A 26,746-nucleotide genomic window follows, 5' to 3' on the forward strand; every position below is an offset into this window, starting at 1 on the left:
CTTTACGGCGAGCCGGGACGTCTCCCTTCCGTCGACAGGCACCGCAGCATCGCTTTCTGGTGCCATCGTTTTCATCGAGGCCAAAGCCATGAGCACGACACTTTCTGAAATCTGGTACACACGTTGCCCGGTGCCAACGCCCGTAGGGCTGGCGGCGCAGCTCGGTTATCTCGGGCAGACCTTCGAGGAGGTCGGCATATCGCTGAAATCCATTATCGATTCGCCGGACCGTTCCGTGCGGCAGAGCCATTTCAACCACACGCTGGAATGGTCCTTCCGCCACGGCGGCAACGTGCCGCCCATCCGCGCCCGCTCGGAAGGGCGCAATACGCGTCTCATTGGCATTACCTGGACGGATGAGTTCCAGGCGATCATCACCCTGCCGGAAACCGGCATCCGCTCGCTTGCCGATCTCGTCGGCCGCCGTTTCGGTGTGCCGCGCCGGCCAGAAGGCATCGTCGATTTCATGCGGGCGACGGCGCTGAAGGGCATCACCTCGGCACTTTCGCTGGAAGGGCTGAAAGTCGAGGACGTCGAGTTGACGGATATCGTCATCAAGGATTCGGTGCTGGCCTCGCAGGAAGGGCCGTCGCTGTTCGGCCTGAAACGCCGGCAATCCTTCGGCGAGGAAATCATCGCGCTGTTGCGTGGTGAGGTCGATGCGATTTTCGTCAAGGGAACCGCCGGCATCGCCGCCGCGAACCTGATCGGCGCCGTGCAGGTGGCGGAGTTCGGTTTTCACCCCGACCCGAAGATACGCATCAATTCCGGTTCTCCCCGCGTGCTAACGGTTGACGGACGGCTCGCCGATGAGCGCCCCGATCTGGTGGAGCGGCTGGTGGCCGCCATTGCCAAAGCCTCGCTCTGGGCGGAGCAGCATCCGGAAGAGACCCGCCGTTTCATCGCGCGCGAGGCGGGTGCGACAGAAGAGCAGGTTCTCGCCGCCAATGGCCCGGATGTCCACCGCCATCTTGGCCTCGGCCTTGATGCGGATCTTGTTGCCGCTGTCGGTCATTACAAGGATTTCCTGCACCAATGGGGTTTCCTTGAAAACGACTTCGATCTCGGTGCGTGGATCGACGACCGTTTCGTCACGGCCAGTGAAAGGGCGGTGGCATGAGCGGCGCTTTATCCGCCGTTCCGCGTCCGGAGCAGCCCTTGAACCCTGTCGCCATCGCAACCGCGCTCGCCGGAGGTTTCAGCCTGACTGCGGCGGACTATGACAAAAGCGGTGAATTCGCCGCCAGCAATTTCGAGGCACTTTTCCAGTCGGGCCTGCTCGGTCTCGTCACGGCTGAAAAGGATGGTGGCTGGGGGGAGGGCATGGAAACCGCGCATGCCGTCATCGCGGCCATCGCCAAGGGTGATCCATCCACTGCCCTCATCCTCGCCATGCATTACAGCGTTCATGCGGCCATCCGGCGCGGCAAGTGGCCGGCAGCTCTCGCGGCAAAGGTGCTGGCAGCCAACAACAGGGAGCCGGCGCTTCTGAACAATGCGCAGGCAGAGCCGGGCATCGGTTCACCTGCTCATGGTGGCCTGCCGGAAACAACGGCGCGGATCGAGGGCGATTTCTGGGTGGTCAATGGCCGCAAGAGCTTCGTCACCGGCCTGCCGGGTCTGAAATGGGCGATAGTGCTTGCCGTCACGACGGAAGAGACCCCGCGCCTGATCCAGCTTCTGGTCCCGCTTGATGCGCCGGGCATCGGTCGGGAGAAGGCATGGGAAGCAACCGGCATGTATGCGACCGCAAGCGACGATCTGGTGCTTGAGGATGTGAAGGTGCCGCTTGCCGATCTCGTTGCCGAACAGCCGGCGGATGAGCCGTTGCGGCGGGATGAGGCGGACGGTTACAATTTCTTCGTGCTGCTGGCCTCCGTCTATCACGGTGTCGCGCTTTCGGCGCGTGACGCCCTGTTGCGCCATCTGACGGGCCATGTTCCGGCAAGCCTCGGCGCGCCGCTGTCATCCATTCCGCGCATTCAGGAAGGTCTCGGCGAGATCGAGGTGCTTCTCGCGGCAAACAGGCGCCTGCTTCTCTCCGTCGCCCGCGATATCGATGCGGGAGAGAAGGTGGGAACGGATGCGCTCGCCGTTCGCCATGTGGTGATCGACAATGCCGTGGCGGTGACGGATCTGGCGCTGGAGCTTGGCGGCAATCGCGGCCTTCGCCGGGACTACAATCTCGAGCGGCATCACCGCGACGCCATAACGGCAAGGGCGCATGCGCCGCAAAGCCACATGATCCGGACTATCCTCGGCCGCCAGAGCATCAAGGCTGCCGGCGGCTGACCGCAGAAGATATGGGCGGCTTTGTTCGGCAGGCCGCCCATGTTGACGCCGTCCGCATCAGTCCCGCAGTAGCGGTAAAAGCCTGTCGCCCTGCCGTTCAATCTCCTGAAGATATGGCGTGTCGGAAAGCACGAAATGGGTGATGCCAAGCGCGCGGTATTTGCGCAGCGACGCGGCTACATCTTCCGCCGAACCCACCAGCCATGTCGTTGCGGCACCGCCGCCACCGAATTTGCCGGGTGCGGTGTAGAGATTGTCGTCCAGCACATCGCTCTGCCTGTGCAGGTCCAGCAGGCGACGCTGGCCGACCGCGACTCCTTGCAGATGATCGTTCCAGCGCACGCCATTGTTTGCGGCCATCTCCGCAACTTTTGCTTCCGCATCGTGCCACGCCTCGGCCGTGGTTTCGCGCACCAGCGTGGTGATCCGCAGACCGAATTGCAGCGGCGGCAGGTCGCGGCCGAGCGTTTCACTGAAGTGCTTCAGCCGTTCGATCCGTTCGCGCACGCCGGCAAGCGGTTCGCCCCAGAAGAGCTGCACATCGGCCTCAGTTGCGGCAACCTGTTCGGCCGCTTCGGAAGCGCCGCCGAAATAAAGCTTGGGATGTGGCCTGTCGGCGCGTTCAGTGATGTGCGGCGAGACGGTGGAATTCTTGACCCGGAAATGCTCGCCCTCGAAAGTGACGTTTTCCTCGGTCCAAAGCCGCCGCACCAGCCGCATGAACTCTTTCGTGCGCGTATAACGCTGTGCCTGATCGCCTTCTTCGTCGCCATAGGCCGAAAGCTCGTCCCGGCCGGAAACGACATTGATCCGCACCCGACCGCCGGAAAGCTGATCGAGTGTGGCGGCGGCCGATGCGAGATTGGCGGGCTTCCAGTAACCGGGGCGGATGGCGATCAGTGGCTCGAAGGTGGTGGTGCGCGCGGCAAGCGCCGCCGCCACCGTGAAAGTATCCGGACGCCCCCAGCCGGTGCCGATCAACGCGCCCTTCCAGCCGTGGTTTTCCAGCGCCCTGGCATGGCTGGTCAAGGTATCGAGGCTGTTATGGTTTTCGCTGACGGCATCGCCGCGGTGACCGGCCTTGACGTCATTGGGGATGTACCAGAGAAATTCGCTCGTGCTGCTCACATTATCCGCCTGAGTTTTCATGTTATGTCGCGGTGGAACGGCCTTGCCGAGGTTTGGCACTGGCCATTTTGGGTTCGAGAGGCGCAAGCCTCCCATAGTGCGAGAATGACAAACCGGCAGCGGCGCGGCTAAGCAGCGGTGTTTCTTTTGGGGTGCGGCAGAGGAAAAGCTTTCCGCGCCTGCGCTCTATAATGAATATATATTCCATAGAAAATATTTGAGTATGCAATTCCCCTTGAGCGGTACTGAAGTCGCTATGGAGAAAGTATTTTCTGCGTTGGCGATATTGTCAGGATCGATTTTTCCCGAGTCCGGAAAAACTGAGCACGGCAATAGTCGACTAAAATCGTGAAAGACACCATTCTTGGCATACAGCGCCCGCAAACCACGGAGTAGGCATGTGTACCACCTTGATTGTTCCCGGCCTCAACGGTTCGGACGAGGGACATTGGCAAAGGCATTGGCTGCTGGATGATCCGCAGGCGCAGCTGGTTGATCAGGAGAACTGGGAGTGCCCGGTTCTTGAAGATTGGCTCAATCGTCTGGAAGTGGCACTCGCCGCGACCGAGAGCGCCTATATTGTCGCCCACAGCCTCGGTTGCCTGCTGGTCGCGAATATGGCGTCACGCCCCGTGGCCAGCAAAATCAGGGGTGCGCTTCTGGTGGCGCCCGCCCATCTCGACCGGGTGGAGGCGATGCATCCCTGCATCGTCCGGTTCGGCGCATATCCGCAAGCGCCGCTCGCCTTCACCAGTCTCGTCGTGGGCAGCATGAACGACCCCTATATGAACCCGGAAGAGCTGGCGTGCACCGCCGGCAACTGGGGAAGCGATCTCGTCAATCTCGGCTCGGTCGGGCATATCAACATTGCCGCAGGTTTCGGTCGCTGGCCCGAGGGGTATGCACTTTTCGAACGCCTGAAAGAAGCATCTGAAACGACCGCTACCAGATCGAGAATGCGCGGATTGCCCGCGATACATGGCGCGCATCTTCAGGGCGATGCCGGTGCGCGTTGAGTGGATATTTCTCGCTGACGATGAACCGCAACCTTTGAAGTCCACGGGCATGTCGTTCCGGGTGGTTTGAAACGGAATTTTTCCCGCTGCCGTAACCTTAGTCCACATTTGCCGGTGATCCAGCAATTATAGAATAGTAATTTTATGGAAAATATTGACCATTTTGGGCGGCCGCCGGAGGATAGAGCGAGTTGACCAAAGGAGGCGCACATGCCGCAGGGACTTCATGCGTTTACTTCCGATCTGTTCGGTTTGGCCCGGCGCCGTCCGCGCGGGGATGAGCAGGGCAAACTTCATCCGCTGGACCATTCCGGGCGCATCCGGCAGGAAAAAAGCGATCTCGAACTCGAGCGGGAAGAGATCTGCGAGATGAATTTCGCGATGCTCGGCCTTTATCCGGTCCTCTAGCACCCCGGCGAAGACGGCCCGGTTTTCCTTCGAAGTGCCGCTTTCCACGTGGAGATAAACTCTCCTTGCCGCAGGGAAATTGGAACAAAATTTCTTAACCGCGCCGGGGAACCGGTTACCCTTTTATCATCAAGCCGAATTGCCCGGTGGGCGAACTGCAAAGGACCTGTCGATGAGCGCTGCTGACAAACCACTCGATTTTCTGTGGTTCATACCCACCTCAGGCGATGGCAGCTATCTTGGCTCCGACGATCTTTCGCGTCCTGCCGATCCCGGATATTTCCGGGAAATAGCACAGGCTGCGGATCGGCTCGGTTATTCCGGCGTGCTCATTCCCACCGGTGTCGCCTGCGAAGAATCCTTCATTCTTGCGGCCAATCTCGCCGCCTATACCGAGAAGCTGAAATTCCTCGTCGCCATCCGTCCGGGCGTCGCCTCGCCGGCCTATTACGCGCGATTGGCCTCCACGCTCGACCGCGTTTCCAACGGCCGGCTGCTTCTTAACATCGTGGTGGGCGGCAGCGCGCAGGAACTGGCCGGTGACGGCATTTTCCTGCCGCATGACGAGCGTTACGACCACGCGGATGAGTTCTTCCAGGTGTTCAATTCGCTGATCGAAACCGGCAAGGGAGATCTCGACGGCAAATACATCAAGGCGCAGGGTGCCAGGCTCGGCCTACCGCCGGTGCAGGAACCGCGTCCGCCGCTTTATTTCGGTGGCTCTTCCGATGCCGGTATCGAGTTTTCGGCCGGTATCACCGACAAATATCTGACCTGGGGCGAGCCACCGGCGCAGGTGGCGGAAAAAATCGCCAAGGTCCGCGCCGCCGCCGCCAAAAAGGGGCGGGAAGTCACCTTCGGCATCCGCCTGCATTTCATCGTGCGCGAAACCGACGAGGAAGCCTGGGCCGACGCCGACAGGCTGATTTCAAAACTTTCCGATGAGACCATCGCCTCTGCTCAGGAGGCCTTCTCCAAGGCGTCGGATTCCGTCGGGCAGGCGAGGATGCGGGCGCTGCACAATGGCCGGCGTGACCAGCTGGAAGTCTCTCCGAATTTGTGGGCGGGCATCGGGCTTGTCCGTTCGGGCGCAGGCACCGCGCTGGTCGGCTCGCCGAAAACGGTTGCGGCGCGGCTCCGGGAATATCAGGCGCTGGGCATCGATACCGTCATCGCCTCCGGTTATCCGCATCTGGAGGAAGCCTATCGGATATCCGAACTGCTGTTTCCGGAAATCGGACTTGGCGGACCGCGCAACCAGATCCGCTCGTCTTTCGGCACAAAACAGGTTTTCGGCGGCGGCGGGCATGGCGGGAACGTCAAGCTGGTGTCTGGCTCGTGATCAATCGCCGGAAGGCAGGCGGCCCTGTCTTCCGGTTCGCATTTCCGATGGACGTCATTCGGCGGAGCGTCCACGGGAGAGCAGCATATAAAACATTATTTCCATAGAATATAAGTATTATGGAAAACGATGTCTATTTCACGCCCCGCCGCCGCTGCTAACTATTGAGCAACAAGCTGTTTTCAGGAGCGATCGATGACATTGCAATATGCGGCCAAGGATCAACAATTCATCAATCTCCGCGATCCCGTCTCTGGCAAGGCGCCGGACGCCGATAGCCTTAAGGCGGCGCTCAGAACGCTGGGCGGCGGCGTCAGCGTGATCACGGCAGGTGAGGGTGAGGCGCGCACGGGTGCGACTGTAACATCCGCCACCGCTTTGTCGGTCGATCCGCCGAGAATTCTGGTTGCGCTCAACCGCTCCTCGTCCACATGGCCTGTCGTCGAGCGTTTCGGTCATTTCGCGGTGAACATTATCGGCCCGAACCATCAGTTCGTCGCCAACCAGTTTGCCGGCATCGGCGGCCTGAAAGGAGCTGATCGTTATCGTGGCGCGGAATGGACCCGGCTGGCGAGCGGCGCGCCTGTTCTCGAAGATGCCGTTGCCGCGATCGACTGCACCATCGAAGAAGCGATCGAGCGGCACAGCCACGTCATCGTCATCGGCAAGGTCGAGGCGATCCGCCTCGGCTCAGGCCATTCGCTGGTCTATCAAAACGGGCGTTATCATTCGCTGGACTGAGCGCCGGCCTTTCCGGCGCTTTCACTCGGTCATTCTTTGAGGGAGTTGAGCATGGGATCTGTCACGCCACTCGGCGAAAGAATTCGTTTCGTGCCCCCGCGTCTTGGCGCGGATGGCGACGTGCTGACCGTTGCCCAAACGATCGCTGAAAAATGCGCCGTGGAAACTCCGGGCCAAATCCATGCGCGGATCGCCCGCTCCGGCCTTCTCGCTCTCTCCGTTCCGAATGAACTGGGCGGGGCGGATATAACCAACGACGTACTCTCGCAGGCGCTTTCGATTATTTCTGCGGCCGATGCGGCAGCGGCGCATGATCTCGTCGAACATTTCACCGCACTTGAATTCATCAGAAATGCCGGAAGCGAGGAGCAGCGCAAGGCTCTATTCGCCCGCCTCGATCTTGGTGAGACCTTCGCCCTCGCTTCATCCGAAGCCGGTGTGGATCATTCGGTGCTGGTGACTGGCGATGATTACGCCTTGCGACTTCCCGATGATGCCGCCCGATCGGTAACCGCCGATGCGGACTGGATCGTCGTTCCCGCCGTCAACGCGGCCGGGCAGGCACTGCTCGTCGTCCTGCGCAATCGTCCCGATACGTCATGGGATGGCCTGCTGCGTGCCGATCAGGTGGCGTTCCTTGCCCAAGGGGCCGGAAATCTGGCCGCCTCCGTTTCCACGCTCTTGAAGGCCGCCGTGGCCTTGGGTGAAAAACAGCGTGAGCTATCAGGGCTCCTGATCGACAGGCTGGCCGACGAAGGTGGTACACGGCCCGTCATCGGTGAAGTCTTTCTCGCCATCGAACTGCTGAAGGCGCAAATTTCCCGGCTTGCCGCGAATATCGATGCGGCGCAGGTGGGTGCGGAAAACGTCACTTATCGCTCCGTCAGGAACAATGCCATCACGCTGGAAATCCTGATGGCGCGCCTCGGCCTTATTGATGGCGTAAGCGAGCCCGGGCTGATCGCCTCTCTCGGTGACGAACTGCGCCGGCAGTAAGCGACGCTTATTTGCCCGCAGGAATGGAACGCGCGTCCTGTCCGTCTTTTGCGACGAATTGTGCGAGCGTCATATTGTCCAGGATTGTTGCGATGGCGTCCCGCACGTCCGTCATCGAAGCCCTGACCTGACAGGTCTCGGGATCGTCACAGTCGTCGCAGGTTTCAAAGGCGGTGCGGCTGGCACAGCGGATGGGGGCCAAAGGCCCGTCCAGCGTGCGTATGACCTGGCCGATCATGATTTCCGATGGCATTTTCGACAGCGAATAACCGCCATTCGGCCCCTTCTTGGAACGTAGAATGCCGCTATTGCGTAGCTCCAGCAGGATAGTATCCAGAAATTTTTTCGGAATATTGTTGCGGGTTGCAATCTCGGTCACGAAGGCAGTCTCGCCCTGGGGCAACCGCGCCAGATCGACAAGAGCCTTTAATCCGTATTTGCCTTTTTTGGTCAACATCGCATGATCCGAAAAGAGAGCCGGTCCATTCTGGAATACCGGATTATGTTGTTTTCAACTTACTAAGTAGTTTTTACCGAATTCCGGCGCAAGCCCGTTTCGCCCGCGTTCAGCGCCGAAAGCGGCCTCGCGTCAGGCTTTTTCAGTCTGTTCCTCTCGGTTTCGGATTGCTTTGCCAAGGATGACTGCTGAAAACGTCGTGGAAAACAATATTTTCTCTGATCCCAACGCAACGTGGAACGAACATCCTTTATTAGCATATAAAATCAGTAGACAAAGTATGCATCAAAAGACGTGCGAGGTGATGATGTATACTCTCAGTTTGCTGGACAAGAGCCCGGTTCCGACGGGCGAGAACGCGGCAAGCGCGTTCCGCGACACGATCAATCTCGCCAAACGCGCCGAAGAACTGGGTTATCGCCGTTTCTGGGTGGCCGAACATCACAATTCGCCGGAGCTTGCCGGTTCGGCGCCGGAAGCGCTGGTCGCCTGGATTCTGGCGAAGACCTCGCGCATCCGGGTTGGCTCTGGCGGCGTGATGCTGCAGCATTACAGCCCCTATAAGGTTGCCGAGGTTTTCAACGTGCTGTCGTCGCTTGCCCCCGGCCGGGTCGATCTCGGCGTCGGCAAGACACCGGGTGGGCTGCCGCTTGCGACCTCTGCCTTGCAGCAGGCCTATGATCCCGCCCGCAAGCCGGATTTCGAAACGGCTTTTGGTGAACTTACCACGTTTCTGTCCGGTGCCGCGCCACAGGACCATGCGCAGGCCGGGTTGCAGGCAACACCGGTGCCGCCGGTTGCGGTTGAACGATTTCTGCTCGGCGCCAGCCCGGAAAGCGCAAGGCTTGCGGCTTCCAAGGGGTGGAATTTCGTCTTTGCCGGTCACCTCAACGGTGACCCGGAGGTTCTTCGCCGAAGCCTGTCGGCTTTCCGCGAGGAAAGCGGCGGAAGCGCCCCGATCCTTGCTCTCTCGGTCTTTGCCGCCAGCGATCCGGCCCATGCGGCGCGGCAGGTAGAGGGTCAGCGCATCTATCGGGTGTTCCTGAGTGATGGCAAGGGGTTCAACCTTGGCAGCCGGGAGCAGGCCGAGGAATTCGCCCGCCAGTCCGGCGATACCGATTATCGCATCGAGGAGCGCAAGCCCAACGTCCTGCATGGCGGGCCGGAAGATATTCACAAGGCGCTACGCGCGCTTTCCGAAGAGCACGGCATCGAAGAATTCATCATCGAGCCGCCGCATGTCGGGGCCGATCAGCGGCTTGCATCGATCGAATTGCTGGCCACACACCGCCTTTCCCGCGCGGCGTGAACCTGTCCTCAGGAGGGAATGACATGACGAGAAAGACAATTCGTTTCGGCATCATGCTTCAAGGCCCCGGTGGCCACATGAACGCCTGGCGGCACCCGAAAAGCCCTGTTGATGCCAGCGTCAACTTTGATTTTTTCAGGAAAAATGCGCTGAAGGCGGAAGCGGCTGGCATCGCCTTCGCCTTCGTGGCTGACGGGCTTTACATCAACGACAAGTCCATCCCGCATTTCCTCAACCGGTTCGAGCCTTTGACCATCCTTTCGGCGCTGGCTTCCGTCACCTCGAAGATCGGTCTCGCCGGCACGGTTTCGACCTCCTACAGCGACCCCTTCACCATCGCGCGCCAGTTCGCTTCGCTCGATCTTCTGAGCGGCGGCAGGGCCGGCTGGAATGCCGTGACGACACCACTTGAAGGCACGGCGAAAAACTACAGCCGCAACCATCCCGAACATGCGCTGCGTTACGAGATCGCCGATGAATATCTCGAAGTCATCAAGGGCCTGTGGGACAGTTGGGACGACGGTGCCTTCGTGCGCAACCGCGAGACGGGGCAATTCTTCGACAGGCAAAAACTCCACACGCTCGGTCACAAGGGCCGCTTCTTCCAGGTGGAAGGCCCGCTGAATATCCAGCGTTCGCCGCAGGGGCAGCCGGTCGTGTTTCAGGCCGGTTCTTCCGATGCCGGTATCGGCCTTGCGGGCAAACATGCCGACGCCGTTTTCGCCAATTCCGCCTCACTCGAGGAAAACCAGACGTTCCTCAAGCGCGTGAAGCAGAGCGCTGTCGCGCAGGGCAGATCCGCCGCCGACGTGAAGATTTTCCCCGGCATCGGACCGATTGTCGGTGAAACGCAGGAGGAGGCGGAAGCGAAATACGACGTTATCCGCAACCTCATCACCATTGAGGATGCGCTCGCCTATCTCGGCCGCTTCTTCGACCACCATGATTTCAGTGTCTATCCGCTGGATGAGCCTTTCCCGGAACTCGGCGAGATCGGCAAGAACAGCTTCCGTTCGACGACCGACCGCATCAAGCGCCGTGCGAAGGAAAAGAACCAGACGCTGCGCGAAGCGGCGCTGGAGGCCGCAACTCCACGCGAAGGTTTCATCGGAACCCCGGACAAGGTGGCGGACGAGATCATCCGCTGGGTGGAGCACGATGCGGCCGATGGCTTCATTCTGGGCTTCCCGGTGATTGCCGAAGGGCTGGATGATTTCATCCGCCTCGTCATCCCGGTGTTGCAGCGGCGCGGATATTTCGAACCGCATCTGGAAGGCGCGACGTTGCGTGAGCATCTCGGTCTGCCTTTCAAGGAGAGCATCTATTCCGGCGCCGAAAGCGGTCCCAGCAAGGCGATCGCATAAAAGCGGGGTCGGGCGGCAGACATTGCCGCCCGGAGAGAATTTCAAGGCGCTGTGCGGGTGAAGCGCGGCGCAGGAGACCAGAACCATGAATATCCGCATTGACGGCGCGCGTCCGCAGGACGACGCCGAACGGGGAATCCTTGCCTTCATCGAGGAAAGCATCGCCATCCGGCACGATCTCCACCGGCATCCGGAGCTTTCGCTTGGGGAAAAACGCACGGCGGCGCTCATTGCCCGTTATCTCCTCTCCTTTGGATATGAGGTGACGGAGGGTGTCGGCGGCCATGGCGTCGTCGCCACCCTGAAACGTGGTGATAGTGACAAGCGTCTGGGCATCCGCGCCGATATCGACGCCCTGCCGATCGTCGAGGAAACCGGCCTTGCCTATGCCAGCCAGACGCAGGGTGTGATGCATGCTTGCGGTCATGATGGTCACACGACGATCCTGCTCGCCGCTGCCCGTTATCTTGCCGAAACATCAAGCTTTTCCGGCACGCTGACGCTGATTTTCCAGCCTGCCGAGGAAATAGGCGCAGGCGCGAGGGCGATGATAAAGGACCGGCTTTTCGAGCGTTTTCCCGTCGACGCCGTGTTCGGGCTGCACAACTGGCCGGGTGTCGAAACCGGACAATTCGGCTTTGTCGAGGGGCCTGCCATGGCCTCCGTCGACAAGGCAAAGGTGCGGATCATTGGCAAGGGCGGGCACGGGGCAGCACCGCATGAAACGGTCGATCCGGTTCTCGCCTCGGCAAGCTTCGTCACCGCGTTGCAGAGCATCGTCTCGCGCAATGTCGACCCACGAGACATGGCGGTGCTGACGGTGGGTTCCATCCATGGCGGAACTGCCTCCAACGTCATTCCCGAGAGTGTCGAACTGCAGATCACTGCGCGGGCCTTTTCGCCCGCCGTGCGCGACAGGCTGGAGGAGCGGCTTCCCGCCCTTGCCAAAGCACAGGCGGAAAGTTTTGGCGCAAGGGCGGATGTCACCTATTCCCGTGGCTTCCCGCCCGTCATCAATCACGTCAGGCAGACGGCTTTTGCCCGAGATGTCGCGAAACGGCATTTTCCAGCCGAACAGGTTGTAGAAGGCTTTCAGCCACGAACGGCGAGCGAGGATTTCGCCTTCATGCTTCTGGAGCGGCCGGGCTCCTATCTCTTCGTCGGTAATGGCGACAGCGCGCCGCTGCATAGCCCTCACTACGATTTCAATGATGCGATCATTGCGCCTGCGGCACGCTTCTGGGTGCGCCTGGCGGAAGCATACCTCTCCTGATGCAACGAGTTTAGGACAATGAGATGAGCGACAGTTTTCTCTACACATCGGTCAAGGATCCGCTCGCAACCCCGCTTCTGGAGGAGTTGCTGTTCGAATATGACAGCCGTTACGGCACATATTTCAACGCGGAAGGCGCCAAGGCGGAAATGAACAAATATCCGCCCGAGGCTTTCAGCCCGCCGTCGGGCAACTTCCTGCTGCTCTTGCGTGGCGGCAAGGCGATCGCCGGTGGCGCCTTCATGCGCTACGACGAGGAAACCGCCGAGTTCAAACGCGTCTGGACCCATTCGGCCCACCGCCGGCAGGGGCTTGCGAAAATAGTGCTTCAGGAGCTGGAGCAGCAGGCGATCCGGCAGGGTTATGCCCGTGTCTATCTGACCACGGGCTTCCGCCAGCCGGAAGCCGTCGGCCTTTATCTCACCAACGGTTATCGCGCTTTGTTCGACACATCGGCCGACCCTGAAACGATCAGGTCGCTGCCTTTCGAAAAATGGCTTGCCGATAACGTCTCCGCCGCTGTTGCGGAAGGCGCGCCGATACCGGCCGCCCGGCCGCAATCTTCCCCGGCCCACCCGTGAAAGGCTTTTTCCGATGACGATAGCCTCTGATTTTCCGCATGTTGCGGTGAGCGAGCAGAAGGGTGAACCGATCAAGGGTGGTTACGCTCATTTCCGCATCGTTCCGGCCCGTTATCCCTTGCGGACGGTGGGAACGGTTTTCTCCGTTCTCATCATCGCCGCCGTGCTGCATTCCGTTTTCGGCAATCCGCGCTGGGGCTGGGATGTCTTTGCGGAATGGTTCTTTGCTGAACCGGTGCTGGTCGGCCTCGGCCGGACGCTGCTGCTGACGGCGCTGGGTGCGCTGTTCGGTTTTGTGCTGGGAACGCTGCTAGCACTTGCCCGCGTTTCCCGCTCGCCGCTGCTGGTTGCAGTATCCTGGACCTATATCTGGATTTTCCGGTCGATCCCGCTGATCGTGCTTCTGCTGATCCTCAACAATCTCGGTTATCTCTATGAGACCGTGACGATCGGCGTGCCCTATACCGGCATCAACTTCTTCAGCTGGAATACCACGCAGCTGATGACGCCGTTTGCGGCCGCCGTTCTGGGGCTGACGCTCAATCAGGCCGCCTTCGCATCCGAAATCGTTCGCGGCGGCATTCTTTCGGTCGATCAGGGACAGCTTGAGGCTGCCGCAGCGCTCGGCCTTCCACGCCGGCGGCAGGCATCCCGCATCGTTCTGCCGCAGGCGATGCGCTCCATCCTGCCCACCGCCTTCAACGATATCATCGGCCTCGCCAAGGGCACCTCGCAGGTCTATATCCTTGCCCTGCCGGAGCTGTTCTACACGATCCAGATCATCTATCGCCGCAATCTGGAAGTAATCCCGCTGCTGATGGTCGCGACCGTCTGGTATCTGGTGATCCTGACGGCGCTTTCGATCGTGCAGCACCATATCGAGCGGCATTTTTCACGCGGCGCGCTGCGCAACCCGCCGCCCTCGCTGTTCGCCACGATCTACCGCACCTTCCTGCCGCGCAAACCCTTGCCCGAAGCCGTGGAAACGGTGGCCACGACAGCCGCAAGGCCCGAGCGTGCGGCGCCAGCCCGTGCTACCAGCTTCCAGCTCGGAAATCGTGGCGGGTCGGTCAATATCCACGGCGTTTCGAAATCCTTCGGGTCGCTGAAGGTGCTTGATGATATCAGCCTTTCCATTCCCGCCGGCAGCGTCACAACCATTCTTGGCCAATCCGGCTCCGGCAAGTCCACATTGCTGCGCTCCATCAACCATCTGGAGCGCGTCGATGACGGTTTCATCGCCATAGACGGTGAACTGGTCGGTTATCGTCAAAAGGGCGACACGCTTTACGAGTTGAAGGAACGGGAAATCCTCAAGCGTCGCGCCGAAGTGGGCATGGTGTTCCAGAGCTTCAACCTGTTCCCGCATCTGACGGCGCTTGAAAACATCATCGAAGCTCCCATCGCCGTTCGTGGCATATCGAAAGGGCAGGCGAAGGCCGAGGCGCGTGATCTTCTGGCCCGCGTCGGCCTTGCCGAAAAAGCGGGTGCCTATCCCCGCCAGCTTTCCGGCGGACAGCAACAGCGCGTGGCTATTGCCCGGGCGCTGGCATTGCGACCGAAGGTACTGCTGTTCGATGAGCCGACATCCGCGCTCGATCCTGAACTCGTCAACGAAGTGCTTGACGTCATCAAGGAGCTTTCCCGCTCCGGCGTCACCCTCATCATCGTTACCCATGAAATCGGTTTTGCCCGCGAAGTTTCCGACAGGGTCGTTTTCATGGAACAGGGCCGCATCATCGAAACGGGTACTCCGGACAAGGTGTTCAGCACCCCGGATCACCCGCGCACCGCCGAATTCCTCGCAAAAGTTCTTTAATCAAAACAACAAAGGAAACACTCGCATGGCTTTTTCATCGAAACTATTGTCATTGCTTGCAGCTGGTCTTTTCACTGCCACCACCGCGCTGATACCGGCCGCGCATGCGCAGGAGGTCGACCTGTCGCCCGAGCAGAAGGGGCGGGTGCGCGCCGAAAAGGTGGAGGAGGCGATCAAGCTTCTGCCCGCCAGTCACAAGTTCATCGCCGACGGAAAGCTGACGGTCGCGACCGTGCCGTTCCGCCTGCCGCTCGTCGATTATGCCAGCGATACAAAAACGCCGATTGGCGTGGAGCCGGATATCGCCCAGCTGGTTGCCGACAGTCTCGGCCTTGAGCTGCAACTTGTTCCGATTGCCTGGGCCGACTGGCCGCTCGGTCTCACATCCGGCAAGTATGATGCCGTCACCTCGAACATCACGGTGACGGAAGCCCGCAAGGAAAAGTTCGATTTTTCCAGCTACCGCAACGACCTGCTCGGCTTTTACGTGGGCATCAACAGCAAGGTCACGGCCATCGGCAAGCCCGAGGATGTCGCCGGGCTGAAGGTGATCGTTGGCGCTGCCACCAATCAGGAGCAGATCCTGGTGAAATGGATCAAGGATAACAAGGCGAAGGGGTTGGCCGACACCGAGGTGCAATATTACGACGATCAGGCCGTGCTTGATGTCGCCCTGCAATCCGGCCGCGCGGACGCCTATCTCGGCCCCAACGCAACATCGGCCTTCCAGGCAGCAAGCCAGAAGAAGACCAAGCGCGTCGGCACCTTTTCCGGCGGCTGGCCGGAAGCGGCGGAAATCGCCGTCGCCTCCAAAAAGGACGCAGGCATTGCCGCAGCCATCACAGCTGCGCTGAACGCCCAGATCAAGAACGGCAATTACGGCAAGGTTCTTGCCCGCTGGAACCTCGGTTCGGAAGCCATCACCGAGATCCCGCACCAATCCGCCCGGCCTGCCCAAGAGCTGAGTGCCGGTTTGCCAAAGAACTGATTTTCCAAAAGCTGAGATGAAGGTGGGACATCACTCAGCCGGTACGCGGGCAGCCTCCCGTCCGCGCTACCCTCCGTCCCGCAATCATTTATCGGGGAACCAGAATGATGTTCACCTCTCGTCTCGCCACGGCCACGCTCGGTGCTTTTCTCTCCATCGCCGGTTTAGCTCCGGCTTTCGCAACCGATGTCTTCGACCTGTCACCGGACCAGCCCGGCCGGATCAGGGTTGAAAAAGACCCCGCCGCGATTGCTGCCATTCCGAAAGATTTCAAATTCATTACCCCCGGCAAACTTACCGTCGCCGTTGCACCCGGCGGGCCGCCGCTTGCGACCTATGCGACGGACGCCAAGACCGTGGTCGGGGCCGATCCGGAATATGCGCTTGCGGTGGCTGACAGTCTCGGCCTTGAACTGGAACTGGTGGCGGTGGCCTGGGCGGACTGGCCGCTGGGGCTTGCCTCCGGCAAATACGATGCTGTCATCTCCAATGTCGGGGTGACCGAGCAGCGCAAGGAGAAGTTTGATTTCTCAACCTATCGTCAGGGCCTGCACGGCTTTTTCGTGAAGTCCGACAGCGGCATCACCGCCATCAAGGAGCCGAAGGATGCGGCGGGCCTGAGGATCATCGTCGGCGCTGGCACCAATCAGGAGCGTATTCTGCTGAAATGGAACGACGAGAATGTTGCCGCCGGACTGAAGCCGCTTGAGCTGCAATATTATGATGACGAGGCCACCCGGCTTGTCGCGCTTTCTGCCGGGCGGGCGGACGTGATCGTCCAGCCGCATGCGCAGCTGGTCTTCATCGCCGCGCGCGACAAGACCATCAAGCGTGTCGGAACCCTGTCCGCCGGCTGGCCGGAACGTTCCGATGTCGCCATCACCACCCGCAAGGGTTCGGGGCTGGCCGATGCGCTGACGCTGGCCACCAACGATCTGATCAAGAGCGGCGCTTACGCGAAAATATTGGAACGCTGGCAGCTTGCGGAAGAGGCCTTGCCGGAATCGCGAACCAATCCACCCGGCCTGCCAAAGAGCTGACCGGTCGAATAAATGCGGCGGACGGTAATACCCGCAGGTCATGCCTGCGGGTATTGTGTTACGCGTCAGTTGCGCAGCGGATAAAACTCAGAAATCCGCGACCTTGCCCCACGACGAATCAAGGAAACGGCTGGGGTGATAGGGAGCAGGATCGACAATCGGGTTTGAACCCGTGACGATATCGGCGATCAGATGGCCGGCTCCCGGTCCAATGCCGAAGCCGTGGCCGCTGAAGCCGGCAGCGAGGATGAAGCCGGGCAATTCGCTGGTTTCGCCGATGGCGGGCACACCATCCGGCGTGCTGTCGATGAAACCGGCCCAGGCGGCGGAAATCTGCGTGTTGCGAAGGGCAGGCAGAAGTTCCAGCGCCCGTTTGTGGGTCTCTTGGATGGCGGCGGCGTTCGGCTTCGGGTCGAGAATACGAACCCGCTCCATCGGTGTCGGCGCATCGAGCCGCCAGCGTTTCAGGGTCTCGTGCCCACCGCGAATCCCTTCCAATCCACCCGGTCGCAGGCTGCGCCAGCGCTTGAGAAACATTGGAACGAATTCGCGTGCAAACCGCATTTGCTGCGGAGTCGGATCGATGCGACCAAGGCCGCTGATGGCGAGCGTGTAACCGCCGTTGTTCCGGCGCGTTATGGAAACAGCTTTTGTATGCAGCGCGTCCGGTAGCCCTTCCGCGCCCGGTGTGACGGACAGGATGGAGGAGCGCACGGACGCTTGCGGAAAACGAACGCCCAACTGGCGGCAGAAAGAGGATGCCCAGGCACCACCCGACATGATGGCGGTTTTGGTGCGGATGGTGCCTTTTTCGGTGACGACGGCGCTGACGCGCCCACCTTCCGTCTCCAGACCGCGCGCCGCACAATTCTGATGCACCGTGCCGCCCAGTTTGATGATGGCGCGCGCAACGGCGGGTGCCGCCATGGAAGGATCAGCCGTGCCGTCCGTTGGCGAAAAGACGCCGCCCTGCCAGCGTTTGCCTGTGGCGCGGCCGCGTTCGCTTGCCTCATCCGCACTCAGCATATGTGTCGTCACGCCGGCGGTAATGGCGAAATCGCGCCAGCGCGCCCAGCCGGCAAGTTCGGCCTCGTTGTCGCTCAGGTAAAATAGCCCGCAGCGACGGAAGCCTGTATCCTCGCCACTTTCTGCGGCAAACTGGTCCCAGAGTGTCAGGCTCTGCGTTGAAATCGGCAATTCACGGGCGTCGCGGTTCTGCTGTCGGCACCAGCCCCAGTTGCGGCTGGATTGCTCCGCGCCAACAAGGCCTTTTTCGACAAGAGCCACTTTCAGGCCGCGCCGCGCGAGATAATAGGCAGCGAAAACGCCGACGATGCCGCCGCCGATAATGACGGCGTCCGCGGATTTCGGCAGTTCCGGCGATGTCGTGATCTGTTGCAGCGGCGCAGGCATGGTCGGGCTCCTTGTATTCGTCTTAATTTACCTTGGTCGCCGGGTAAACGCTGCCAGACTGCGCCGATTGCCAGAATCTCCTGCTGTTCGGGGCCGTGTCTGCAACTCTTTATGCTGGATGAAAAAAATATCCCCGCGTCGACAGCGCGTGCCTATGTGATAAGATTTCCAATACCGCGCCAGAATTTTATGCCGCGCACACGAAAAAATAAAAAAGGGGTTCCGCACGTGATGAAACTTGACCGGATCGATATCAAGATCCTCTACGAACTTCAGAAAAACGGTCGCATCACCAATGTCGAGCTGGCGGAGCTTGTCAATCTTTCGCCAAGCCCCTGTCTGATGCGGGTCAAGAAGCTTCAGGCCGAGGGTTATATCGAAGGTTATTCGGCGCAGATCAACATCAACAAGCTCGGTCAGACCCTGACGGTCTTCACTGAAATCACGCTCAAGAACCACCGCCAGATCGATTTTGCCCGCTTTCTCGGCGTCGTCGAAAAGATCGATCAGGTGGTGGAATGTCACCTTGTTTCCGGCGGTTACGATTACCTGTTGAAATTCGTCACCTCGGGTATCGTCGAGTATCAGTCGATCATGGAACGGCTGACGGATATGGATGTCGGCATCGACAAATATTTCAGCTTCGTGGTGCTGAAATCACCGATCATCAAATCGCATATGCCGCTGACCAGCCTGTTTCCGCTCTGAGGTGGAGGGGTTTCCTTCAGGGGGGTATTCTCAATCTCGGCGTCATCCTCGGGCTTGCCCCGACGATCCATAGCCCGTCGAGATGAATGGATCCTCGCCTCAAGGGCGAGGATGACATCGAGGGAGGTTTGGTGCTTCCCCGTCGCCAATCCACCTTGCCATCTCCCAGTCTCTCACCTCTTGGAAAACGCCCGCACCAACTCCGCATCCTGCTGGAGATTGTCGAGCCATTTCGGGTCGAGCTTCGGTACCGAAGAGAACAGCAGTTTCGAATAGGGATGGGTCGGAGATTTGATCGCGTCCGTTTCCAGATGCTCCACCTTCTGCCCGCCATACATCACGACGATTTCGTCGCAGATGGTTTCCACCACCGAAAGATCATGGCTGATGAAAATATAGGAGAGGTTCAGCTCCCGCTGCAGTTCACCGAGCAGGTCGATGATGGCGGCTGCGACGACCGTGTCCAGCGCCGAGGTGATTTCATCGCAGATGATGAGCGACGGTTCGGCTGCCAGCGCGCGGGCGAAGTTGACGCGCTGTTTCTGCCCGCCAGACAGGCCGGAAGGGTGGCGGTGGCGAACCGAGCGAGGCAGCTTCACCATATCCAGCAGTTCGTCGATGCGGGCATCGCGGGCCTCGCCTCGCATGCCGTGATAAAAGGTCAGTGGACGGCCGAGAATGTCCTCGATGGATTTTGCCGGGTTGAGCGCGGTATCGGCATATTGGAAAACGATCTGCATGCGGCGCAGCTCGTCGCTGGTGCGACGGCGGGCGTCGGCATTCAGTTGCCGGCCTTCGAAAATGACCTGACCGCTTGCCGCCGGCAAAATACCGGCAATGGCGCGCGCCAGCGTCGATTTTCCGCAGCCGGATTCACCGATAATGCCAAGATTTCGGCCGGGATAAACCGCAAGACTGACGGTGTCGACCGCACGCACCAGCGGCATCCGGTCGTCGCCTTTCGTTCCATAACCGGCGATCAGCTTCTCGATATCCAGCAGCGGCTTGGCGTCACTCTGCTTGAGCGGCGCTACAGTGCGCACCTTGTCGTTAAAAGCGGTCAGCAATTCCCGCGTATAAGGGTGCTGCGCATTCTCCAGAATATCCGTGGTGGTGCCGGTTTCCTGGACCTCGCCGCCTTTCAGCACCACGATCCGGTCGGCAATCTGCGCGACGACGGCGAGATCGTGTGACACGTAAACGCCGCCGATGCCGCCCTTGCGCATTGCCGATTTGAAAGCGCGCAGAACCTCGATCTGTGTCGTCACGTCAAGCGCCGTGGTCGGCTCGTCGAAGATCACCAGTTCGGGGTTGCCGATCAGCGCCATGGCGGCGGAGAGACGCTGCAGCTGACCGCCGGAAACCTGGTGCGGATAACGCTCGCCGATGGTTTCCGGATTGGGAAGCGACAAGGCCTTGAAGAGTTCTACCGCTTTGACGCGTGCCTCCTGCGGCGGCATCAGATGATGGATGCGGGTGACTTCGATCACCTGATCGATGATCTTTTGCGCCGGGTTGAAGGCGGCGGCAGCACTTTGCGGCACATAGGAGATTTTCGTGCCGCGGATCGTGGCGCGTTCGGCCTCCGAAAGCTGCACCATGTCCCGGCCTGCCACCGTGACGCTGCCCCCGGAAATGCGGCAACCCGGGCGGGCATATCCCATCAATGTCAGTGCGATCGTGGTCTTGCCGGAGCCGCTTTCGCCGATCAGTGCGACGATCTCGCCCTCGGCGATATCGATGTCGACGCCCTTGATGATCTGGATGCGGCGGCCGGAATCGGTGGTCGCCTCGACTTTCAGTCCGCGGATTTCAACGAGATTGGTCATCATTCGCTCCTGTCGCGGATTTTTTGCGGCAGATTGTCGATCAGCAGGTTGACGCTGATCGTCAGGCTGGCAATGGCCAGCGACGGGAAGAGGACTGCCGGCGCGGCAAAGGGCAGGCCGCCGATGTTTTCACGCACCAACGCACCCCAGTCGGCATTCGGCGGTTGCAGGCCGAGACCGAGGAAGGAGAGACCCGACAGGAGCAGCACGATGAATACGAAGCGCACGCCAAGATCGGCAAGCACGGGACGGACGATGTTCGGCAGGATTTCGGAGCTGATGAGGTACAGCAGGCTCTCGCCGCGCACACGGGCGACGGTAACGAAATCCATGGTGTTGACATTCACGGCGAGCGCTCGGGCAAAACGATAGGCGCCCGGCGTATAGATCACCGAGAGCGTCACGATCAGCACCGGAATGGACGAGCCGACGGCGGCGACCACGACGAGACCGAACAGCTTGCTCGGAATGGAGTTTACCGCATCCAGAAAACGGCTGAGTGCCGCATCGAACCAGCCGCCAACCACGGCAGCACTCATGCCGAGTACGACCCCGGATACGCAGGCGATGGTGACGGCCGCAAGCGATATGCCGACCGTGAAACGCGCGCCCATGAGAATGCGGGAAAAGACATCGCGGCCGAGATAGTCGGAGCCGAGCCAGAGATCGGAGGTCATCGGCCCGAAATAATCGAGATCGACGATTTCACCGACCGGATGCGGGATGAGATAGGGCGCGAAGATCGCCACCATCGCCCAGAGGAAAATGACGAGAAAGCCGAAAACGCCGACTACGTTGATCTTGTAACCCAAACGCGATTTCCCCGAAGTTGTTTTGATATGGTCGGCCATCAGCGCAGCCTCGGATTGGACATGATGGCGATGATATCAGCTGTCGTGATGAGGAGGAGATAACCGACGCAGAAGATCATCGCGCAGCTCTGGATCAGCGGCAGGTCGCGGGTCGCGACGCCATCGACCATCAGCTTGGCGATACCAGGGTAATTGAAGATCGTCTCGACGATGATGACGCCACCGACGAGATAGGAGAGCGACAAGGCCACCGCGTTGACGATGGGACCGAGCGCGTTGGGAAGCGCGTGGCGCAGGACGATGCGCATGCGCGGTGCGCCCTTCAGGAGCGCCATCTCCACATAGGGCGTATCGAGCGTCTCGATGACGGCGGCGCGGCTCATGCGGATCATCTGTGCCGACACCACGAAGGTGAGGGTGATGACCGGCATGGCGTAAACCCGCAGCACATCGAACAGGGTATGAACCTCGCTGACCAGCGACAGGGCCGGCAGCCATTTCAGGTAAACGGCGAAAAGCAGAACGGCGAGTGTCGCGATCATGAATTCCGGCACGGAAATGACGCCGATGGTCAGGATCGTGACGGCGCGGTCATAAAGCGTTCCGCGCAGCATGGCGGAGCTGATGCCAAGCGTCAGTGCCAGTGGTACGGCGATGACAGTGGTGATGCCGGCAAGCTTCATGGAGTTGACGAAACGTGGGCCGATAAGGTCGGCGATCGCCATGTTGTTGGCGTAGGAGGTGCCGAGTTCGCCGTGCAGCAGGCCGAACAGCCAGCGGACGAAACGCAAAAGGGCGGGGTCGTCGAGATGCATGGCGGTGCGCAGGCCGGCCACGGCCTCCGGTGTTGCCGACTGGCCGAGAAGGATCGTCGCCGTGTCGCCGGGCAGCAGGCTGGTGGCGGAAAAGACGATAAACGATACGATAAGCAGCGTCGTCAGCATGACGACCAGCCGCCTGGCGATGAGGGAGAGTATCCGGCTGTTCATTCACATGCTCCTGCGACCTGCCTGGGTCATGGTGATTTCGGGCCAGATCGACCAGAAATCATCATGATCCAAATTATATAGTTGGGGCGGGATTCCAGGCGAAAACCGCTTGGCTGTCACCATTCCGCTCCAGCTATGGAGGCTTTCCGCACCGGCGGAAAGGTTGCCGGGCGCATCAGCGCCCGGCTCCTTGGTCTATCAGGCTTCGAGCCAGACGTATTCCGCAAAGGCGTAACCCATCATGCCACCGAGCGGATTGGCTTCCAGGCCCTTCAGCTTGGAGGTGATGGCGTCGACATTGGTAATATAAGCGGGAATGATGGTGCCGGCTTCTTCGGCAATCATCGTTTCCATCTCGAAGTAGATCTGCTTGCGCTTTTCCATGTCCAGCATGCCGCGTGCTTCCAGCATCATCTTGTCGAACTTCGGCGACTTGTACTGGCTTTCGTTCCACGGTGCGTCGGAGGCGTAAAGCAGCGAGAACAGAATGTCCGGGGTCGGGCGCGGGTTGATGTTGCCGAAGTGAATAGGCGCCTTCAGCCAGTAATTGCTCCAGTATCCGTCGGAGGGAACGCGCTGCACATCCAGCTTGACGCCGATTTCTGCAGCCGACGCCTGGATGATCATCGCCATGTCCACGGCGGAGTTTGCGGCGTCCGAGGTGATGACCGGGATGGACTGACCGATGAGGCCTGCCTTTTCGAAGTGGAACTTCGCCTTATCAGGATCGAAGGCTTTCGGCTTCAGGTCCGGATTGTGGTAGGGGCTCATTGGCGGCACGGGCTGGTCGTTGCCGACTTCACCGAGGCCGCGCAGAGCTGCCTTGACGATCTGCTCGCGGTTGACGATCGACTTCATGCCGGCGATGAAATCGGCATTGTTGCCCGGTGCCTGGTCCAGCCGCATATTGAGGTTGGTATAGTTGCCGGATGTTCCCTTGGACAGAACGATGCCCTCCTGCTTGTCGAGCAGGCGCAGCGAACGCGGGTTGATCGCCGCTGCAAGATGGATATCACCCGAAATCAACGCGTTGACGCGGGCATTGTCTTCGGCGATCGCGAAGAATTCGAAGCTGTCGACGTGCGGGCCGCCCTGCTTCCAGTAATTGGTGTTTTTCGACATGATAGAGCGGACGCCGGGCTCGAATTTCTCCAGCTTGAAGGCGCCGGTGCCGTTGCCCTTGGAGAAATCGGTCGCGCCGTCGGCAACGATCATGAAGTGATGCAGGGCGAGAATAGCCGGCAGGTCGGCATTCGCGTTTGCCAGCGTGATCTCGACAGTGCTCTTGTCGAGCGCCTTGAAGCCGGTCATCTGGGCGGCGATCTTGGCGACCTTGGAGCCGACCGCCGGATCGAGATGCCGCTTCAGCGAATAAACGACGTCGTCGGCGGTGAGCGTCTTGCCATCGTGGAAAGTGACGCCGGAACGCAGCTTTACGGTCCAGGTCTTCGCGTCCTTCGTTTCGATGGATTCGGCAAGTTCCAATTGCGGCGTGCCGGAAACATCGAGGAAGCTCAGTCGGTTGTAGAGCGCGCAGCAACGGACGTAATCCGTCGAAAGCGAAGCTTTTGCAGGGTCGAGCGTATCGGCGGTGGAAGAGGACCAGCCGGCCGCCTTCAAAGTGCCACCGGAAACGGGAGTGGCCGCCACGGCCTGCGAGGCGCGGCCGAGAATGGCCGAACCGGCGGTGAGAGCCACGCCGCCGGCCAGCATCATGTGCAGCAGCTCTCGCCGCGTCGCGCCACGACGGATAGCCTGTTCAACGGCGGCATCGTCGGAGCGGGTCCAATTTGTAATCCTGTCACTCATGGTCTTCCCCTTTTGTATGATTTGTTGAAATAGCATCTGTAGAAATTTCCGGCATGCGCATCCCAGTGCGCGTCATGCCATGGGCGGTTCAGCCGCCCGTCTGTCTCGTGGCCGCGGCAAGGCCGGCCATCGAGGTGAAGTGGTAGTCCGGTTCGGTAAAGTTTTCCGGCTCGATGGTGCCGCCATATCCCTTCTGGGCGTGGCGGCGCTCTATCCAGCAATTGGTCATTCCGAGTTTCCGTGAAATGCCGATGTCGTGATACTGGCTTTGCGCGACATGCAGGATGTCGTCCTTCGATGCGCCCTCGCTCTCGACGAAGGCGAAAACCTTCTCGAAGAAAGCCGGGTCCGGCTTTTCCGTGCCGGTATCATCAGCCGTGAAAGCGGCATGAAAGGGATTGCCGAGTTCCTTCGAGAAATAGTCGAAGGCCCAACGCTGGGCGTTGGTCATGGCAATGAGACGATGCGTCTTGGCAAGCTCGGCCATTGCGGCACGGCTGTCTTCAAAGCCTTTCCAGCTTTTTGCCGCGTCGCGCAGGCGTTCGCCAAAGGCACGCTCCGCAGGCAAGCCAAGCTCCGGAGCGATGATCAGGTACACGCGGACGAGATCATCCGGGAAGAGGTCGGTTGCGTCGGAGTAGCGGGCCGCACGATAAAGACCAAGGGCCTTTTCACCGTCGATCTCGACGCCGTTTTCAGCACCGATCTCGGTTAGCGTCGCTTTCAGGCCACCTTCGAAATCGATGAGTGTTCCCACCACGTCGAAGCTCATATATTTAAAGTCGCTCAGTTTTTTTGGCAATGTCGGTCTCCGCTATGCCGCCTCGCCCTATGGGAAGGCTGCGGCATTTTATTCTGTTCCCGGACGGGATCCTTGCCCCGTTCCCTTTGTTGCTAACGCCCTTTTTTATGGCGTTTAGTACTTTTTCTAAGGATAGTTTGGCACTTCCAGCCCGCCGGATTCGCCGAAATGGCTCGGCACTTCGGCAGAATATTGCGAATATGCGGGGTGTTGCGACATTTCGAGAGATTGCCGCGACACCGTCGCTTTTCCGCTTCAGGCGATCGCTGCCCGCACGGCCGGGTCTTCGAGCGTCTGGTCGAGGGTTTTCAGCGTCCGCTCGACAATGGCGTCGATCTCGCTATCGGTGCAGCAGAGCGGCGGCGCGTAGCCGAGGATGCCGTTGGCGAAGGCGCGCACGATGAGGCCGTTTTCCCAGGCGCGGTCGAAAACCTTGCGTGCAGGGGCCGCCGCAGCCGGCAGCGGGGTTTTCTTCTCTTTGTCGGTCACGAGTTCGATTGCGGCAAGCATGCCGCGGCCGCGCACATCGCCAACCAGTGGGTGGCTTCTCAGTCCTTCCAACCCGGCCATCAGCCGTTGACCAGCACGGCGGCCGTTTTCCAGCAGCCCGCCTTCGTAAAGCTTCAGCACCTCAAGACCGACGGCGGCGCTGACGGGGTGGGCGGAATAGGTGTAACCGTGCCCCACGGCGGCATCGCCGGCAAAGTCGGCTATTGTATCATAAACATGGTCGGCCATGAAGACAGCACCCATCGGCACGTAGCCTGAGGTCAGGCCCTTCGCGGCGGTGATGAAGTCCGGCACGATGTCTTCGTCGGCACAGGCAAACAGCGGTCCAGTGCGGCCGAAGCCGGTGATGACTTCATCGGCAACGAAGAGAATGCCGTAGGACTGGCAAAGGTCGCGCATGGCCTTGATCCAGCCCGGCGGCGGCACCAGAACGCCGCCCGAGCCCTGAATGGGTTCGGCATAAAAGGCGGCGACCCGATCCGGGCCGATGGCCTCGATCTTGTCTTTCAGGATTTGCAGGGAGGAAGCGATGATCGCGGCCGGATCATTGCCGACCGGATTGCGATAGGCATAATGCGACGGAATTTTGTGCTGCCAGTCGTAAGGCACGCCAAAACCGGCATGGAAGGCGGGCAGCGCCGTCAGGCCCGAACCGGCGGTGGTGGAGCCGTGATAACCCTGTTCGATGGAAATGAACTGGTCGCGCTGCGGTTGGCCTTTCGCGTGCCAGTAATAACGGATGAACCGGATGGTGCTGTCCACCGCATCGGAACCACCGAGCGTGAAATAGACGTGGTTGAGATCGCCGGGCGCACGGTCGGCCAGTTCGGAGGCCAGCCGGATGGCGGGTTCGCTGCCGATGTCGAAATACGCGGTCGCATAGGGTAGCTCGCGCATCTGCTTTGCCGCTGCTTCGACGATGCTGTCATGCCCATAGCCCGCATTGACGCACCAGAGGCCGGCAAAGCCATCGATGAGCTGGTGGCCGGTCATGTCGGTGACCGTGGCACCTTTTGCAGATTTCAGTACCCGCACACCCAGTTTTTCATGGCCGCGAAAGGAAGAGACGGGGTGCACCAGATGGGCGCGGTCCAGTTCGATCAGTGAATTGCTTAACATA

Annotated in this window: 23 protein-coding genes and 1 pseudogene; 15 read left to right on the forward strand and 9 right to left on the reverse strand. The window is 60.2% G+C overall.

Annotation, left to right across the window (positions count from 1 at the left end; genetic code table 11):
- The first annotated feature begins 88 nt into the window (after positions 1-88).
- Positions 89-1,120, forward strand: a complete 1,032-nt coding sequence (locus tag RBH10_RS07290) for an ABC transporter substrate-binding protein (RefSeq protein WP_281037625.1) — start codon at positions 89-91, stop codon at positions 1,118-1,120.
- Positions 1,117-2,292, forward strand: coding sequence for an acyl-CoA dehydrogenase family protein (locus RBH10_RS07295; protein WP_281037624.1), 1,176 nt, complete (start codon positions 1,117-1,119; stop codon positions 2,290-2,292). The genes RBH10_RS07290 and RBH10_RS07295 overlap by 4 nt, the downstream gene beginning before the upstream one ends.
- A gap of 57 nt (positions 2,293-2,349) precedes the next feature.
- Here the strand turns inward: RBH10_RS07295 and RBH10_RS07300 are convergent, their stop codons facing one another.
- The gene (locus tag RBH10_RS07300; protein WP_281037623.1) at positions 2,350-3,420 is read right to left on the reverse strand and encodes an LLM class flavin-dependent oxidoreductase; all 1,071 of its coding nucleotides are present in this window, start codon (positions 3,418-3,420) and stop codon (positions 2,350-2,352) included.
- A 398-nt stretch (positions 3,421-3,818) separates the two neighbouring features.
- Between RBH10_RS07300 and RBH10_RS07305 the strand changes: the two genes are divergently transcribed.
- The 5 genes from RBH10_RS07305 to RBH10_RS07325 all read left to right on the forward strand — a co-directional run bounded on the left by RBH10_RS07305 (position 3,819) and on the right by RBH10_RS07325 (position 7,923).
- Entirely contained in the window at positions 3,819-4,436 is a 618-nt protein-coding gene (locus RBH10_RS07305) for an alpha/beta hydrolase (RefSeq protein ID WP_281037622.1), read from the forward strand.
- Positions 4,437-4,646: 210 nt separating this feature from the next.
- Entirely contained in the window at positions 4,647-4,844 is a 198-nt protein-coding gene (locus tag RBH10_RS07310; RefSeq protein ID WP_045018716.1) for a hypothetical protein, read from the forward strand.
- A 172-nt stretch (positions 4,845-5,016) separates the two neighbouring features.
- Positions 5,017-6,186, forward strand: coding sequence for an FMNH2-dependent alkanesulfonate monooxygenase (ssuD, locus tag RBH10_RS07315; RefSeq protein ID WP_281037621.1), 1,170 nt, complete (start codon positions 5,017-5,019; stop codon positions 6,184-6,186).
- Between the two features lie 195 nt (positions 6,187-6,381).
- Positions 6,382-6,927, forward strand: a complete 546-nt coding sequence (locus RBH10_RS07320; RefSeq protein WP_281037620.1) for a flavin reductase family protein — start codon at positions 6,382-6,384, stop codon at positions 6,925-6,927.
- Between the two features lie 51 nt (positions 6,928-6,978).
- Positions 6,979-7,923 (forward strand): acyl-CoA dehydrogenase family protein, encoded by a 945-nt coding sequence (locus tag RBH10_RS07325; protein ID WP_281037619.1) that lies wholly within the window; start codon positions 6,979-6,981, stop codon positions 7,921-7,923.
- Between the two features lie 7 nt (positions 7,924-7,930).
- Here RBH10_RS07325 and RBH10_RS07330 read toward each other — a convergent pair whose 3' ends face one another.
- Positions 7,931-8,380, reverse strand: coding sequence for an Rrf2 family transcriptional regulator (locus RBH10_RS07330; protein WP_045018707.1), 450 nt, complete (start codon positions 8,378-8,380; stop codon positions 7,931-7,933).
- Between the two features lie 304 nt (positions 8,381-8,684).
- Between RBH10_RS07330 and RBH10_RS07335 the strand changes: the two genes are divergently transcribed.
- The 7 genes and pseudogenes from RBH10_RS07335 to RBH10_RS07365 all read left to right on the forward strand — a co-directional run bounded on the left by RBH10_RS07335 (position 8,685) and on the right by RBH10_RS07365 (position 16,754).
- Positions 8,685-9,689, forward strand: a complete 1,005-nt coding sequence (locus RBH10_RS07335) for an LLM class flavin-dependent oxidoreductase (protein ID WP_281037618.1) — start codon at positions 8,685-8,687, stop codon at positions 9,687-9,689.
- A gap of 23 nt (positions 9,690-9,712) precedes the next feature.
- The gene (locus RBH10_RS07340) at positions 9,713-11,053 is read left to right on the forward strand and encodes an LLM class flavin-dependent oxidoreductase (protein ID WP_281037617.1); all 1,341 of its coding nucleotides are present in this window, start codon (positions 9,713-9,715) and stop codon (positions 11,051-11,053) included.
- An 85-nt stretch (positions 11,054-11,138) separates the two neighbouring features.
- Complete coding sequence (locus RBH10_RS07345; RefSeq protein ID WP_281037616.1) at positions 11,139-12,326, forward strand: M20 aminoacylase family protein; 1,188 nt, start codon at positions 11,139-11,141, stop codon at positions 12,324-12,326.
- Between the two features lie 23 nt (positions 12,327-12,349).
- Entirely contained in the window at positions 12,350-12,907 is a 558-nt protein-coding gene (locus RBH10_RS07350) for a GNAT family N-acetyltransferase (RefSeq protein WP_281037615.1), read from the forward strand.
- Between the two features lie 13 nt (positions 12,908-12,920).
- Positions 12,921-14,726, forward strand: a complete 1,806-nt coding sequence (locus RBH10_RS07355; protein ID WP_281037614.1) for an amino acid ABC transporter permease/ATP-binding protein — start codon at positions 12,921-12,923, stop codon at positions 14,724-14,726.
- A gap of 25 nt (positions 14,727-14,751) precedes the next feature.
- Positions 14,752-15,691: pseudogene (locus RBH10_RS07360) on the forward strand (ABC transporter substrate-binding protein).
- 127 nt (positions 15,692-15,818) lie between these two features.
- Positions 15,819-16,754, forward strand: a complete 936-nt coding sequence (locus RBH10_RS07365; RefSeq protein ID WP_281037612.1) for an ABC transporter substrate-binding protein — start codon at positions 15,819-15,821, stop codon at positions 16,752-16,754.
- 87 nt (positions 16,755-16,841) lie between these two features.
- On the opposite strand, the gene RBH10_RS07370 is transcribed toward RBH10_RS07365, so the two are convergent.
- Positions 16,842-18,167 carry an FAD-binding oxidoreductase gene (locus RBH10_RS07370; RefSeq protein WP_281037611.1) on the reverse strand — a complete coding sequence of 442 codons (1,326 nt, stop codon included), beginning with the start codon at positions 18,165-18,167 and terminating at the stop codon, positions 16,842-16,844.
- A 231-nt stretch (positions 18,168-18,398) separates the two neighbouring features.
- On the opposite strand from RBH10_RS07370, the gene RBH10_RS07375 reads away from it, so the two are divergent.
- Positions 18,399-18,875, forward strand: coding sequence for an Lrp/AsnC family transcriptional regulator (locus RBH10_RS07375; protein ID WP_003506856.1), 477 nt, complete (start codon positions 18,399-18,401; stop codon positions 18,873-18,875).
- 173 nt (positions 18,876-19,048) lie between these two features.
- On the opposite strand, the gene RBH10_RS07380 is transcribed toward RBH10_RS07375, so the two are convergent.
- The 6 genes from RBH10_RS07380 to RBH10_RS07405 form a co-directional block, all read right to left on the reverse strand.
- Positions 19,049-20,704, reverse strand: a complete 1,656-nt coding sequence (locus RBH10_RS07380) for an ABC transporter ATP-binding protein (RefSeq protein ID WP_281037610.1) — start codon at positions 20,702-20,704, stop codon at positions 19,049-19,051.
- Complete coding sequence (locus tag RBH10_RS07385; protein ID WP_045018691.1) at positions 20,704-21,555, reverse strand: ABC transporter permease; 852 nt, start codon at positions 21,553-21,555, stop codon at positions 20,704-20,706. Before RBH10_RS07385 ends, RBH10_RS07380 begins: the two co-directional genes overlap by 1 nt.
- The gene (locus RBH10_RS07390) at positions 21,555-22,505 is read right to left on the reverse strand and encodes an ABC transporter permease (RefSeq protein ID WP_281037609.1); all 951 of its coding nucleotides are present in this window, start codon (positions 22,503-22,505) and stop codon (positions 21,555-21,557) included. Before RBH10_RS07390 ends, RBH10_RS07385 begins: the two co-directional genes overlap by 1 nt.
- Before the next feature lie 198 nt (positions 22,506-22,703).
- On the reverse strand, positions 22,704-24,314 hold the full coding sequence (locus RBH10_RS07395) for an ABC transporter substrate-binding protein (RefSeq protein ID WP_281037608.1): 1,611 nt from the start codon (positions 24,312-24,314) through the stop codon (positions 22,704-22,706).
- 88 nt (positions 24,315-24,402) lie between these two features.
- Positions 24,403-25,116 carry an HAD-IA family hydrolase gene (locus tag RBH10_RS07400; RefSeq protein ID WP_281037607.1) on the reverse strand — a complete coding sequence of 238 codons (714 nt, stop codon included), beginning with the start codon at positions 25,114-25,116 and terminating at the stop codon, positions 24,403-24,405.
- Between the two features lie 255 nt (positions 25,117-25,371).
- Positions 25,372-26,745, reverse strand: a complete 1,374-nt coding sequence (locus tag RBH10_RS07405; RefSeq protein ID WP_281037606.1) for an aspartate aminotransferase family protein — start codon at positions 26,743-26,745, stop codon at positions 25,372-25,374.
- Position 26,746: the final 1 nt, after the last annotated feature.

It is taken from the genome of Rhizobium sp. AN73, assembly GCF_030757975.1.
GTDB classification, from domain to species: Bacteria; Pseudomonadota; Alphaproteobacteria; order Rhizobiales; family Rhizobiaceae; genus Agrobacterium; species Agrobacterium arsenijevicii.